Source organism: Pantoea sp. 1B4, from assembly GCF_016925765.1.
GTDB classification, from domain to species: Bacteria; Pseudomonadota; Gammaproteobacteria; order Enterobacterales; family Enterobacteriaceae; genus Pantoea; species Pantoea agglomerans.
On sequence record NZ_JAEUWZ010000001.1, the window covers coordinates 3,132,215 to 3,146,772 of the forward strand.

The 14,558-nt window shown below is 56.8% G+C and carries 9 protein-coding genes; 2 read left to right on the plus strand and 7 right to left on the minus strand.

What is annotated here, in order from left to right:
- Positions 1 to 137: 137 nt before the first annotated feature.
- The 5 genes from narI to JNO11_RS15090 all read right to left on the minus strand — a co-directional run bounded on the left by narI (position 138) and on the right by JNO11_RS15090 (position 8,332).
- Complete coding sequence (gene narI / locus JNO11_RS15070) at positions 138 to 815, minus strand: respiratory nitrate reductase subunit gamma (protein WP_022623789.1); 678 nt, start codon at positions 813 to 815, stop codon at positions 138 to 140.
- Positions 812 to 1,540: a nitrate reductase molybdenum cofactor assembly chaperone gene (gene narJ, locus JNO11_RS15075; protein ID WP_010672124.1), complete on the minus strand. Its 729-nt coding sequence runs from the start codon at positions 1,538 to 1,540 to the stop codon at positions 812 to 814. The genes narI and narJ overlap by 4 nt, the downstream gene beginning before the upstream one ends.
- The gene (gene narH, locus JNO11_RS15080; RefSeq protein ID WP_010248525.1) at positions 1,537 to 3,081 is read right to left on the minus strand and encodes a nitrate reductase subunit beta; all 1,545 of its coding nucleotides are present in this window, start codon (positions 3,079 to 3,081) and stop codon (positions 1,537 to 1,539) included. Before narH ends, narJ begins: the two co-directional genes overlap by 4 nt.
- Positions 3,078 to 6,839, minus strand: a complete 3,762-nt coding sequence (locus tag JNO11_RS15085) for a nitrate reductase subunit alpha (protein ID WP_158131419.1) — start codon at positions 6,837 to 6,839, stop codon at positions 3,078 to 3,080. Before JNO11_RS15085 ends, narH begins: the two co-directional genes overlap by 4 nt.
- A gap of 101 nt (positions 6,840 to 6,940) precedes the next feature.
- Positions 6,941 to 8,332, minus strand: coding sequence for a NarK family nitrate/nitrite MFS transporter (locus JNO11_RS15090; RefSeq protein ID WP_033786725.1), 1,392 nt, complete (start codon positions 8,330 to 8,332; stop codon positions 6,941 to 6,943).
- A 317-nt stretch (positions 8,333 to 8,649) separates the two neighbouring features.
- Between JNO11_RS15090 and narL the strand changes: the two genes are divergently transcribed.
- Complete coding sequence (gene narL, locus JNO11_RS15095; protein WP_010248531.1) at positions 8,650 to 9,297, plus strand: two-component system response regulator NarL; 648 nt, start codon at positions 8,650 to 8,652, stop codon at positions 9,295 to 9,297.
- A 306-nt stretch (positions 9,298 to 9,603) separates the two neighbouring features.
- Positions 9,604 to 12,165: a DNA mismatch repair protein MutS gene (mutS, locus tag JNO11_RS15100; RefSeq protein ID WP_010248533.1), complete on the plus strand. Its 2,562-nt coding sequence runs from the start codon at positions 9,604 to 9,606 to the stop codon at positions 12,163 to 12,165.
- A 140-nt stretch (positions 12,166 to 12,305) separates the two neighbouring features.
- Here mutS and rpoS read toward each other — a convergent pair whose 3' ends face one another.
- Positions 12,306 to 13,298, minus strand: a complete 993-nt coding sequence (gene rpoS / locus JNO11_RS15105) for an RNA polymerase sigma factor RpoS (protein WP_003849090.1) — start codon at positions 13,296 to 13,298, stop codon at positions 12,306 to 12,308.
- Positions 13,299 to 13,355: 57 nt separating this feature from the next.
- Positions 13,356 to 14,456, minus strand: a complete 1,101-nt coding sequence (nlpD, locus tag JNO11_RS15110; RefSeq protein ID WP_223566048.1) for a murein hydrolase activator NlpD — start codon at positions 14,454 to 14,456, stop codon at positions 13,356 to 13,358.
- Positions 14,457 to 14,558: the final 102 nt, after the last annotated feature.

Genomic DNA, 14,558 nt, shown 5'->3' on the forward strand with positions numbered 1-14,558 from the left:
AACGAGGGGTAATTTCAGATGCGGTAATAGTAGACGTTCAGCGCAATGACATACAGGGCAAAATCTTAAAAAAACGTCAAGGCAGCCGTGGGCTAAAATGGCTGCGGGGCTCTCTCTGCCCCGCAGCCATCATGCGCTTAGCGGCGGTTTCTCACCAGCTGATAGCGACGGGTCAGATACTCAACCGGCGCGCTCCAGATATGCACCAGCCGGCAGAACGGGAACAGCAGGAACAGCGTCATTCCCAGCACCATGTGCACGCGGTAGATAAACGCCACGCCGTCGAGATGCTGCGAAGCGCCACCGTGGAAGGTCACCACCGCCTGCGCCCAGCCCACCAGCTTCATCATTTCACTGCCGTCCATATGCTGGGCGGAGAAGGGAATGGTCAGCAGGCCCAGCGTCGCCTGAGCCACCAGCAGGGTCATGATCAGAATATCACCGACGCTACTGGTCGCCCGCACCCGTGGATTGGTCAGACGGCGCTTCAGCAGCAGTCCACCGCCCACCAGTGTCATCGCCCCGAACAGGCCACCGGCAATCATCGCCAGTTTCTGCTTTACGTCGATCGGCAGGAAGGATTCATACATCCAGTGCGGCGTCAGCATCCCGACGATATGACCGAAGAAAATACCGATGATGCCGATGTGAAACAGGTTGGAGGCGAGACGCATCCCTTTTTTGTCCAGCATCTGACTGGAACCGGCACGCCAGCTGTATTGCCCGTAGTCATAGCGCAGCCAGCTTCCCACCAGGAAGACCGTTCCGGCGAGGTAGGGGTAAATATCGAAGAAGAAAGTGTTAATAAAATTCATGCTGATTCTCCTGTGGTACGCGCAGTCGCCGCGGCGATGTCCAGATACTGCGGCGCGACCGCATCAGCGAAGCGACGCTGATGCATCGCCTGCTGCGCCGAGGCGCAGCCCTGTTCGCCGAGAAATTTAATCTGCTCCTCTTCCCAGACAGCATCCAGTGCTGCCGGCGTATCGTCGCGCGCTTCCTGCGCCACCTGTGGCTTGAGGGCCGCAGGATCAACCGCGCTACCGGACAGCGTCAGTAACACTGTGAAGAGATCGGCGTAGGGGCTCTGACGCTCTTCAAGCCGCGCCGCCAGCAAGGCCAGGATAGGCACGATGTCGTCCAGTCCCTGACGCGCGGCCTCATCGCTTTTACAGGCGAGATACTCCAGGTAGAGCGGCAGGAAATCGGGCAGCTCTTTGCTGTCCAGCTCCAGACCATCGGCACGATACTGTTCCAGCAGATCAACCATCGCCTGACCGCGATCGCGTGACTCACCGTGCACGTGTTCAAACAGCAGCAGCGAGGTGGCGCGGCCACGATCAAACAGTTCGCAGTAGTCAGCCTGTACGTCGAGCAGTGGCCGGGCACAGAGCTGATTGATAAACCGCACCAGCCGTGCGCTCTGCTGCAGGTTGAGTTCAGAGGCGTCATCCAGCGCCGCGATCAGGTCGGAAGAGTGGGTAAACAGTGCCTCGTCCGGGTAGTCCAGCAGCCGCGAAAGAATCCGTAACGTCATCATGAGGCATCCTCCGGACGAATGGTTTTCTTACTGACGTCGATGGCATCAATACGGCGGCTGTTGAACAGATTGAATTTGCTGTCGCTGCCGTGACAGCCATCGCCAAAGCTAAAGCCGCAGCCTTTGCTTTCCGGGAAGGCTTCACGCGCCAGTTCGCGATGGCTGGAGGGCACCACAAAGCGATCTTCATAGTTCGCGATCGCCAGATAGCGGTACATCTCCTGCGCCTGCGCTTCGGTCAGGCCGACCTGCTCCAGCGCCCGGATATCATGCTCACCGTCCACGCTTTCTGCGCGTTTGTAATGACGCATAGCCAGCATCCGCTTCAGTGCCAGCAGCACCGGTGCGGTGTCGCCTGCGGTCAGCAGGTTCGCCAGATACTCAACCGGAATGCGCAGGCTTTCCACATCCGGCAGCACGCCGGTGTGCGCCAGCGCCCCGCCATCCACCGCCGACTGAATCGGTGACAGTGGTGGCACATACCAGACCATCGGCAGCGTGCGGTATTCAGGGTGAAGTGGCAGCGCCAGCTTCCACTCCATCGCCATTTTATAGACCGGTGAACGCTGTGCTGCGTCGATTACACTCTGCGCAACGCCATCTTTCAGCGCCTGCGCAATCACCGCCGGATCGTTGGGATCAAGGAAGATATCCAGCTGGCTCTGATAGAGATCTTTCTCGTTTTCCGCTGCGGCCGCCTGTTCAATGCGGTCAGCGTCATAGAGCAACACGCCGAGATAGCGGATACGGCCGACACAGGTTTCTGAACAGACGGTGGGCTGGCCCGCTTCAATGCGCGGATAACAGAAAATGCATTTTTCTGATTTGCCGCTTTTCCAGTTGAAGTAGATCTTCTTGTACGGACAGCCGGTGAGGCACATCCGCCAGCCGCGACATTTATCCTGGTCGATCAGTACGATGCCATCTTCGCCGCGTTTGTAGATCGCGCCGCTTGGGCAGGTCGCCACACACGCCGGGTTGAGGCAGTGCTCACACAGGCGCGGCAGGTACATCATGAAGGTGTGCTCAAACTGACCGTAAATCTCCTTCTGGATGTTATCGAAGTTCTTATCCTGCGAACGTTTGGCAAACTCGCCGCCGAGGATCTCTTCCCAGTTCGGGCCGTTTTCGATCTTTTTCATCCGCTGACCGGTGATCAGCGAGCGCGGACGCGCAATCGGCTGATGCTTACCGGCGGGCGCATTGTGCAGATGCTGATAATCAAAATCGAACGGTTCGTAGTAATCATCCAGCGCGGGCACATCCGGGTTGGCGAAGATCTTCGACAGCAGACCGATGCGACTCCCCATGCGCGGCTCCAGCTTACCGTTGATCTTACGGATCCAGCCGCCCTTCCACTTCTGCTGATCTTCCCAGGCGTGCGGATAGCCGACACCAGGCTTGCTTTCGACGTTGTTAAACCAGGCGTACTCCATGCCCTCGCGGCTGGTCCAGACGTTTTTACAGGTCACCGAGCAGGTGTGGCAGCCGATACATTTGTCGAGGTTCAGCACCATGCCGACCTGTGAACGAATTTTCATGGTTTTACCTCCTGCTGGCTGCCCTGGCAGGCATCGTTGCCTTCCCCATCTAACCAGTTAACGTTGTTCATTTTTCTCACTACCACGAACTCATCGCGGTTCGAGCCGACGGTGCCGTAGTAGTTAAAGCCCCAGGAGAGCTGCGCATAACCGCCGATCATATGGGTCGGTTTCGGGCAGGTCCGCGTCACCGAGTTATGGATCCCGCCGCGCTGGCTGGTGATCTCCGAGCCAGGGATATTCACGATACGTTCCTGCGCGTGGTACATCATGGTCATACCCGCCGGGATGCGCTGACTCACTACTGCACGTGCGGTCAGCGCACCGTTGGCATTGAACGCCTCGATCCAGTCGTTATCCACGATACCCAGCTCACGAGCGTCATCTTCACTCATCCAGACAATCGGTCCGCCGCGCGACAGTGTCAGCATCAGCAGGTTATCGCTGTAGGTGGAGTGAATGCCCCACTTCTGGTGTGGCGTCAGGAAGTTCAACGCCTTCTCCGGGTTACCGTTGGGTTTGCTGTTCAGCAACGGCTTCGCCGCGCGGGTATCGATTGGCGGACGATAGACCATCAGGCTCTCGCCAAAGGCGCGCATCCACTCATGATCCTGATAGAGCTGCTGACGGCCGCTCAGGGTTCGCCACGGGATCAGCTCATGAACGTTGGTGTAGCAGGCGTTGTAAGAGACATGTTCATCTTCCAGCCCTGACCAGGTCGGGCTGGAGATAATTTTGCGCGGCTGCGCCTGGATATCGCGGAAGCGAATCTTCTCATCTTCTTTATTGAGCGCCAGGTGGGTGTGGTCACGACCGGTAATCACGCCAAGTGCCTGCCAGGCTTTCACCGCCACCTGACCATTGGTTTCCGGTGCCAGCGCCAGGATCACTTCTGCCGCATCGATCGCCGTGTCGATATTCGGCCGCCCCGCTGCCGGGCCATCCGCTTTGACGTAGTTCAGCTGCTTGAGGAAATCGACCTCTTTGCTGGTGTTCCAGCTGATACCTTTGCCGCCGTTACCCAGGGTCTCCAGCAACGGTCCCAGCGAGGTAAAGCGCTCCCAGGTCGCCGGATAGTCGCGCTCCACCACCATAATGTGTGGCGCGGTTTTACCCGGAATCAGATCGCATTCGCCTTTTTTCCAGTCTTTCGCCTCAAAAGGCTGCGCCAGTTCCGCGGGTGAGTCATGCAACACCGGCAGAGTAACGACGTCCGTTTCAACGCCTAAATGACCCGGGCAGAGATCGGAGAAGGCTTTGGCGATGCCTTTGTAGATCTCCCAGTCACTTTTTGAGTCCCAGGCAGGATCGACGGCCGCCGAAAGCGGATGAATAAACGGATGCATATCCGAGGTATTCATATCGTCTTTTTCATACCAGGTCGCCGTTGGCAGCACGACATCGGAGTAGAGACAGGTGCTCGACATGCGGAAGTCGAGTGTGACCACCAGATCCAGTTTGCCTTCGGCACCCTGATCCAGCCACTCCACCTCTTCCGGCTTCACGCGGCCCTGCTGGCCTAAATCTTTGCCCTGAATGCCGTTTTCCGTGCCCAGCAGATACTTCAGCATGTACTCATGCCCTTTACCGGATGAGCCGAGCAGATTGGAGCGCCAGACAAACAGGTTACGCGGGAAGTTCTGCGGATCGTCCGGCTGTTCAGCGGCAAACCGCATGGTGCCCTGCTTCAGGCTTTCCACGGTGTAATCCAGCGGCGACTGACCGGCGGCTTTCGCCTGCGCCGCGATGTGCAGCGGGTTGACGTTAAGCTGCGGCGCTGAAGGCAGCCAGCCCATACGTTCGGAACGGACGTTAAGGTCGATCAGGCTGCCGCTGTAGCGACTTTTATCCGCCAGCGGGGAGAGCAATTCGCTGGTGGCCAGGGTTTCATAGCGCCACTGACTGGAGTGGTTGTAGAAGAAGGAGGTGCTGTTCATCTGGCGTGGCGGACGCTGCCAGTCCAGGCCAAAGGCCAGCGGGGTCCAGCCGGTCTGCGGACGGAGTTTCTCCTGGCCGACATAGTGCGCCCAGCCACCGCCGCTCTGACCGACGCAGCCGCAGAAAATCAGCATGTTCATCAGGCCACGATAGTTCATGTCCATGTGATACCAGTGGTTCATACCGGCACCGACGATGATCATCGAACGACCGCGGGTCTTCTCGGCGTTTTCGGCAAATTCACGGGCAATGCGAATGATGTTCTGACGGGAGACACCCGTAATCTGCTCCGCCCAGGCCGGGCTGTACGCTTTGATGTCGTCGTAGGTTTGCGCGCAGTTGGCATCATCCAGACCGCGATCCAGACCATAATTCGCCAGCGTCAGATCGTAGACGCTGGTGACCAGTGCTTCACTGCCATCCGCCAGTTGCAGGCGTTTCACCGGCAGCTTATGCAGCAGGATTTCGTCCAGCGCAACGCTGTTGAAATGCTCGCTGGTAATGCCACCGAAGTAAGGGAAACCAACCTCCACCACCTCATCGTGGCTGCCGAGCAGGCTGAGCTGCAGTTCAACTTCCTGATGTGATGCCCCATCACGCTGCTCAAGGTTCCATTTGCCTTTTTCGCCCCAGCGGAAGCCGATAGATCCCTGCGGCGCGGTCAGCTCCCCGGTCGCCTCGTTGATCGCGACGGTTTTCCACTCCGGGTTATTCTCCTGACCGAGCCCATCCACCAGATCGCTGGCGCGCAGCTGACGGCCGGCGGCGTAAAAACCGCCCTCACGGGATTCCAGCAGCACCAGCATCGGCATATCGGTGTAACGGCGCACGTAGTCGCGGAAATAGCCAACTTCGCGATCAAGATGAAACTCTTTCAGCATCACGTGGCCCATCGCCAGCGCCATCGCGCTGTCGGTGCCCTGCTTCGGACTCAGCCACTGGTCACACAGCTTCGCGACCTCAGCATAGTCCGGCGTGATCGCCACGGTTTTCGTCCCTTTATAGCGGACTTCCGTAAAGAAGTGCGCATCCGGGGTACGGGTCTGCGGCACGTTAGAGCCCCAGGCAATAATGTAGGAGGAGTTGTACCAGTCAGCCGATTCCGGCACGTCGGTCTGCTCGCCCCAGGTCATCGGTGAGGCCGGCGGCAGATCGCAGTACCAGTCGTAGAAGCTCAGACAGGTTCCGCCAATCAGTGACAGGTAACGTGCGCCCGCAGCGTAAGAGACCATCGACATCGCCGGAATCGGTGAGAATCCCATAATGCGGTCAGGGCCGTAAGTCTTCGCGGTACAGATGTTCGCGGCGGCGATCATCTCGTTGACTTCCTGCCAGCTGGAGCGGACAAAGCCGCCGCGTCCACGCGCCTGTTTGTAGCTTCTGGCCTTTTCAGGATTACTGATGATGGATGCCCAGGCGTCCACCGGGTCGCTGTGCTGCGCTTTCGCGTCGCGCCAGAGCTGAATCAGCTTCTTGCGCATTAACGGATATTTCAGGCGGTTAGCGCTGTAGAGATACCACGAGTAGCTGGCACCGCGTGGGCAGCCACGCGGCTCATGGTTTGGCAGATCGGGACGGGTACGCGGATAGTCGGTCTGCTGGGTCTCCCAGGTGACCAGTCCATTTTTAACGTAGATTTTCCAGCTGCATGAGCCGGTACAGTTAACACCGTGCGTGGAGCGCACGATTTTATCGTGCTGCCAGCGACTGCGATAGCCATCTTCCCAGTCGCGGTTGCTGTTTAACGTCTGGCCATGCTGGCCGGAAAAGGGTTCGGCCAGCTGTTTGAAATAGCGAAACCGATCTAGAAACTTGCTCATCCGGAATACTCCTGAAGGCTTAATGTGACATTGCTGACTCTGCATCTGTCCCGACACAGAAAGTGAAATTGTGCCGGTGCGCCACACCGGCTTTGTCGTTATCAGGCGCGTGCTTTTCGGCCGTAAACCAGCCAGGTCACCGCGATGCAGCAGAGATAAAAGACCAGGAAGATTTTCATCGCGCCGGCGGGTGAACCGGTCATGGCGAGCGACAGGCCAAAAGTCTGCGGAATAAAGAAACCGCCCAGCGCGCCAATGGCGGAGATAAAGCCGAGCGCAGCAGAGGTTTCTGTTGCCGCTTCGCGCTGTGCCAGCGCATCGTCGCCGCCCTCAGCTTTGATACGTTCCAGCGTCAGCTTACGGAAGATCACCGCAATCATCTGGTAGGTGGAGCCGCTGCCCAGCCCGGACGTCAGGAACAGGCCCATAAACACGGCGAAGAAGGCCACGAACGAGCCATCATGTCCGGCACCCGGCAGGGTAAGGAACAGCAGCGCAGCAAACAGCGCCATCAGCACGTAGTTGATCAGCGTGACGCGGGTACCGCCGAAGCGGTCAGAAATGATGCCGCCTGCTGAACGGGCCAGCGCGCCAATAAAGGGACCGAAAAAGGCGTAATGCATGATCACGACATCAGGAAATTGCGTCTTCGTCAGCATGGCAAAACCGGCAGAGAAACCAATAAACGAGCCAAAGGTGGCCAGATAGAGCAGCGCCATAACCCACAGGTGGGGACGTTTCAGCACCGGTAACTGCTCACGCAGCGAGGATTTCGCCGCCGCCAGGTCGTTCATGCCGAACCAGGCCGCCAGCGTGCCGATCGCCAGGAACGGCACCCAGATCCAGGCGGCATTTTCCAGCCAGATGCTGTCGCCGGTGACGGTGGTCTGACCCACATCGGCAAAACCAAAAATGGCACAGGAGATCGCCAGCGGGGCGACAAACTGCATTACGCTGACGCCAAGGTTACCGAGGCCGCCGTTGATACCCAGCGCGCCGCCCTGACGGGCTTTGGGAAAGAAGAAGCTGATATTGCCCATGCTCGACGCGAAGTTAGCGCCACCAAAACCGCACAGCAGGGAAATCACCATAAAAGTGGTGAATGAGGTCTGGCTGTCCTGTACGGCAAAGCCGAGCCACAGGCAGGGAATGATCAGGATGCCGGTGCTGAAGGCGGTCCAGCGACGTCCTCCAAAGATGGGAATAACAAAAGAGTAAGGCACACGCAACAACGCGCCAGAAACAGACGGCAGTGCGGTCAGTAAAAAGAGTTGCTCAGTGCTGAAGGTAAAGCCAACTTTATTCAGGTTAACCGCAACGGTGCTGAACAGCATCCAGACGCAGAAGCCCAGCAGCAGACAGAAGACAGAAATCCACAGGTTACGGCTGGCGATACGTTTACCACGCGCCTGCCAGAACGCATCGTTTTCCGGTTGCCAGTCCTGAATTAACGCGCCGCGCGTCGGGGTTTGCAAAGAGGTGGATTGGGTCATAAATCTCTCATCAGCAGAATAATAATTGTGCGTATCCTGCGCATCCGCCGTGGTGTCGGGCTTGATACAAATCAACGGCAATGCAGGTTACAGAGGCGCAGCGCCCTCTCTTCACCCCGGTTAAGTAGTTGACTGAATTCAGATAAACCTTATAAATCATAGGGTTTAAACACGGCCGCCCATGCCTTCTGTAAAAGGGTGTCCGACTGGAAATAAAGGAGTAGTCCATTGGGGGGTATATAGCGACCCCGCTTCACCGGTAAGATAGGCTCTCCGCCCGCTCAGGGCTGGCGTATGTGACAGGAACAGGAGCCATTGTGACGGCAGAGAAATTTACGCTTTTATTGATCGACGACCATCCCATGCTGCGCAATGGCCTGAAGCAGCTGATTGCGCTGGATGAAAGACTGCAGGTGGTTGCCGAAGCGGGTAATGGCATTGATGGCCTGGCGCTGGCACAGCAGCATGATCCCGACCTGATCCTGCTTGATCTTAATATGCCAGGTCTGAACGGACTGGATACCCTGACCCAGCTGCGTGAGATAGCCCTTTCTGGCCGGGTAGTGGTGTTCAGCGTTTCAGATAATGAAGAGGATGTGGTCAGCGCGCTGAAGCGCGGCGCTGATGGTTATCTGCTGAAAGATATGGAACCGGAAGCCTTACTGAAAGCGCTGCATCAGGCTGCTGCCGGTCAGATCGTGCTGAGCGAGGCGTTAACCCCGATTCTGGTCGCCCGGTTGCGTGAAGCGCAGCCTGCTCAGACGCGCGACATCAATCAGCTGACCCGGCGCGAGCGCGATATTCTGCAACTGATCAGCGACGGGATGACCAACAAAGCGATTGCCCGCAAGCTGGCCATCAGTGAAAGCACGGTCAAGGTTCACGTTAAATATCTGCTGAAAAAGATGAACCTTAAATCCCGACTTGAAGCCGCCGTCTGGGCGCTGCAGAACGGGCTGCACTGACCTTTCCCCCTTCCCGATGCGGCGCAGTGCCGTCCTGCCGGCCATAAACTGCCGCAGAAATCGCGAGCCGCCTCGCAGCCCCGCATCAGCGTCATGAGAACAGGCACTTTTTTGTCGCCAGCCGCCGCCACATTTGCCAGGATGCCTGTCAGGTTACACCCGGTCAGGATCGCGGCTGTGCATCACGCTGGCATATGCCCTGCCCTATTCGTTATCATCTGATTATCCTGCGCGCCTGGAATCCCTTTCGGTTTCATGGGCGTTGACCGCCAGAAATTTACCGCATTAAAAATGAGCTAAAACCTTATGCAAGAGCCAACCGAAAAGGACTTTCCTTCCCACACGCCGATGATGCAGCAATACCTGCGTCTCAAGGCGGAGCATCCTGACATTCTGCTGTTTTACCGTATGGGTGACTTCTACGAGCTGTTTTATGACGACGCAAAACGTGCCTCGCAGCTGCTGGAGATTTCACTCACCAAACGCGGTGCGTCAGCGGGCGAACCGATCCCGATGGCGGGTGTGCCCTATCATGCGGTTGAAGGTTACCTGGCTAAACTGGTGCAGCTGGGCGAATCCGTTGCCATCTGCGAGCAGATAGGCGATCCGGCGCTGAGCAAAGGCCCGGTCGAACGCAAAGTGGTGCGCATCGTTACCCCAGGTACCATCAGTGATGAGGCGCTGTTGCAGGAGCGGCACGACAATCTGCTGGCGGCGATTGTGCAAAGCCCGCGCGGTTTTGGCTACGCCACGCTGGATATCAGCTCAGGCCGTTTTCGCCTCAGCGAACCTGCCGATGCTGAAACCATGGCGGCAGAACTGCAGCGCACCAATCCGGCGGAGCTGCTCTACCCCGAAGATTTCCAGGCGATGTCGCTGATCGATCAGCGACGCGGCCTGCGACGCCGTCCGCTGTGGGAGTTTGAGATCGATACCGCGCGCCAGCAGCTGAACCTGCAGTTCGGCACCCGCGATCTTAATGGCTTCGGCGTGGAGAATGCGCACCTTGGACTGAGCGCGGCGGGCTGCCTGCTGCAGTATGTCAAAGATACCCAGCGCACCACGCTGCCCCACATCCGCTCGCTGAGCATGGAGCGGCAGCAGGACAGCATCATCATGGATGCGGCCACCCGCCGTAATCTGGAGATCACCCAGAACCTGGCAGGCGGCACAGACAACACCTTAGCGGCGGTGCTGGATAAAACGGTCACCCCGATGGGTAGCCGGATGCTGAAACGCTGGCTGCATATGCCGCTGCGCGATGCGCGCATCATTAACCAGCGTCAGGAGTCGATTGCTGAGCTGCAAAATCTCAGCGACGTGCTGCAACCGGTGCTGCGTCAGGTCGGCGATCTGGAGCGAATCCTGGCTCGCCTGGCCCTGCGCACCGCACGTCCGCGCGATCTGGCTCGCATGCGTCATGCGTTTCAGCAACTGCCGGAACTTAACCAGCTGCTGGCCGATGTTGAGGCGCCCCAGTTGCAGAAGCTGCGCACGCAGATGGGCGAGTTCACTGCGTTACGTGAGCTGCTGGAACAGGCGGTGATTGAGTCACCGCCTGTGCTGATCCGCGATGGCGGAGTGATTGCGCCCGGCTACAACGCGGAGCTGGATGAGTGGCGCGCACTGGCAGATGGCGCAACCGACTATCTTGACCGGCTGGAGATCCGCGAACGCGAGAAGCTGGGACTGGATACCCTGAAGGTCGGCTTTAACGGCGTGCATGGTTATTACATTCAGGTGAGCCGCGGACAGAGCCATCAGGTACCGATGCACTATGTGCGTCGTCAGACCCTGAAAAATGCTGAACGCTATATCATTCCGGAGCTGAAAGAGTACGAAGACAAAGTACTCACCTCCAAGGGTAAAGCGCTGTCGCTGGAAAAAAGCCTGTATGAAGCGCTGTTCGATCAGTTGCTGCCGCATCTTGAAGCGCTGCAGCTGAGTGCCGCCGCGCTGGCAGAGCTGGATGTGTTAAGCAACCTGGCAGAACGTGCCTGGTCCCTGAACTATTGCCGCCCGGTATTGCAGGATAAAGCCGGGATTAAAATCAGCGGCGGACGCCATCCGGTGGTGGAACAGGTTCTGAAAGAGCCGTTTATTGCCAACCCACTGTCACTGGCACCCCAGCGCAGAATGCTGATTATTACCGGCCCCAACATGGGCGGTAAAAGTACCTATATGCGTCAGGCGGCGCTGATTGCGCTGATGGCATGGATTGGCAGTTTTGTTCCTGCCGATGAGACGCTGATTGGCCCGCTGGATCGCATCTTTACCCGTGTCGGTGCCGCTGACGATCTCGCCTCCGGGCGCTCGACCTTTATGGTTGAGATGACCGAAACCGCTAACATCCTGCACAATGCCACCGAAAATAGCCTGGTGCTGATGGATGAGATTGGACGCGGAACATCCACCTACGATGGTTTATCGCTCGCCTGGGCCTGCGCCGAAAACCTGGCGAACCGTATCAAGGCGATGACGCTGTTTGCCACCCATTACTTCGAGCTGACAACCCTGCCGGAAAAAATGGAAGGCGTGGTTAACGTCCATCTGGATGCCGTTGAGCATGGCGACACAATCGCCTTTATGCACAGCGTCCAGGAGGGTGCGGCAAGTAAGAGCTATGGTCTGGCGGTGGCGGCGCTGGCCGGCGTACCCAAAGAGGTAATTAAGCGGGCACGCAATAAGCTGAAGGAACTTGAGACCGTTTCAAACCACTCCGCGTCATCGACGGTCGATGGCTCTCAGCTGCCGCTGCTGGTTGAAGAGACCTCGCCTGCCATGGAGGCGCTTGAGGCGCTGGATCCGGATACGCTGACACCGCGTCAGGCACTCGACTGGATTTATCGTCTTAAATCGCTGGTCTGATATTACATCCCGTACATCGCACCGCGTTAATGCGCGGTGCGATGCTTGCTTGCCCGCAAATCACTTTTCTGCAGACATAAAAAAAAGCGATGGTTTTCACCATCGCTTTTCGCATTCAAACTCAGATTTACTGTTAACGATTATTCACGAAACAGTGCTTCAATGCTGAGGCCCTGCGCCTGCAGGATTTCACGCAGACGGCGTAAACCTTCAACCTGAATCTGGCGTACACGCTCGCGGGTTAAGCCGATTTCACGACCCACATCCTCAAGTGTTGCCGCTTCATAACCCAACAGGCCGAAACGACGTGCCAGCACTTCACGCTGCTTGGCGTTCAGTTCGAACAGCCATTTAACGATGCTTTGTTTCATATCATCGTCTTGCGTGGTGTCTTCAGGGCCGTTGTCTTTCTCATCGGCCAGAATATCCAGCAGCGCTTTTTCAGAATCACCGCCTAATGGCGTATCAACCGAGGTAATGCGTTCGTTGAGACGTAACATGCGGCTTACGTCATCAACCGGTTTATCAAGCTGCTCTGCGATCTCTTCCGCACTCGGCTCATGGTCGAGCTTGTGGGAAAGTTCACGCGCAGTACGCAGATAAACATTCAGTTCTTTCACAATGTGAATCGGCAGACGGATGGTACGGGTTTGATTCATGATCGCCCGTTCAATAGTCTGACGAATCCACCAGGTGGCGTACGTTGAGAAACGGAACCCGCGCTCCGGGTCAAATTTCTCTACGGCGCGAATCAGGCCGAGGTTACCTTCTTCAATCAGGTCCAGCAGAGCTAAACCACGATTGCTGTAACGACGAGCGATTTTCACCACCAGGCGTAAGTTACTTTCGATCATACGGCGACGGGAAGGGATATCACCCCGCAATGCACGGCGAGCGAAGAAGACTTCTTCCTCTGCCGTTAACAACGGAGAATAGCCAATCTCCCCGAGATAGAGCTGCGTCGCATCTAACACACGTTGCGTCGCACCCTGTGATAGCAACTCTTCTTCCGCTACGTCGCTATCACTGGCTTCATTTTCAACGAGTGCCTTCTCGTCAAAAATTTCAGCTCCGTTCTCATCGAATTCCGCGTTCTCATGTAACTCGTTTACTTTCAGCGTATTCTGGCTCATAAGCGGCTCCTACCCGTGATTCCAGGGCAGAACATAAACCTGTTTTGTTCTGCCGGATTATCGCTGCGGTAAATAACGCAACGGGTTTACGGATTTCCCCTTGTAACGAATTTCAAAGTGTAATCTGACTGAACTGGTTCCGGTGCTACCCATGGTAGCGATCTTTTGCCCCGCCTTAACTTCCTGTTGTTCCCGGACCAGCATTGTATCGTTGTGGGCGTAGGCACTCAGGTAATCATCGTTGTGTTTAATGATGATTAAATTACCGTAACCCCGGAGTGCGTTACCTGCGTAAACCACTCGTCCTGAAGCAGTGGCGACCACAGATTGTCCGCGCGTCCCGGCGATATCGATACCTTTATTGCCACCTTCGGCGGCAGAGAAGTTATCGATGATCTTCCCGTCAGTCGGCCAGCGCCAGCTTCCGACCGGCGTTGAACTGTTGGTTGTACTGCTAACCGTTGGGGGTGCGGTAACGACTGGAGCTGTTGTCGTTGCAACATTTGCTCCATTCGAAGGCAACATTTTGCTGCCACCCGAATTACCTGAATCATCAGAATACGTAATAACAGGTTGCTGTGCAACAGAAGGCGATTTAATTTGTGGCGCCGCCGGAACGCCGCCCTGCGTTGCATCAGCAACGGTAATGGGATTGCCGCCAGTAATCGGCTGACCCGACCCATTGCCAATCTGCAAAGTTTGTCCGACATTCAGGCCATATGGCGCCGGAACATTGTTGCGCTGGGCTAAATCACGGAAATCGTTGCCGGTAATCCAGGCGATGTAAAACAATGTGTCGCCACGCTTAACGGTATAAGTTTCACCGGAGTAGCTACCCTTAGGAATGTTCTGATAACTGCGATTGTAAACAATCCGGCCATTCTGCGTCTCAACATTGCTGTTGGTACTAATCATTCCACCACTAGCGGGGGCAGATGCTGAATTTTTGCTTAACATTTGTCCCTGGGCTGGCGTGGCAGGAACGCCGCCTGAACTCATGTCTGCTCCAGACTGGTTAGTGTTCATGCCACCATTGTCGCCAACGCGACTGATGGGTGCCTGTGAGTTGTCGCTGGAGCTACAGCCTGCCAGCCAAAAACCTACCAGTGAAAGCGCCGCCAGACGGCGTAACTGAAAAAGTGTGCTTCCCGTGCTCATTAATCCCCCCGTGATGGCAACTCTGATCTATCTGTTTCACTGTATCTGCCAGCAGGATACTCTGCGCGGCGCGATAAAATCTGCGTTTTCGATGAATAAACT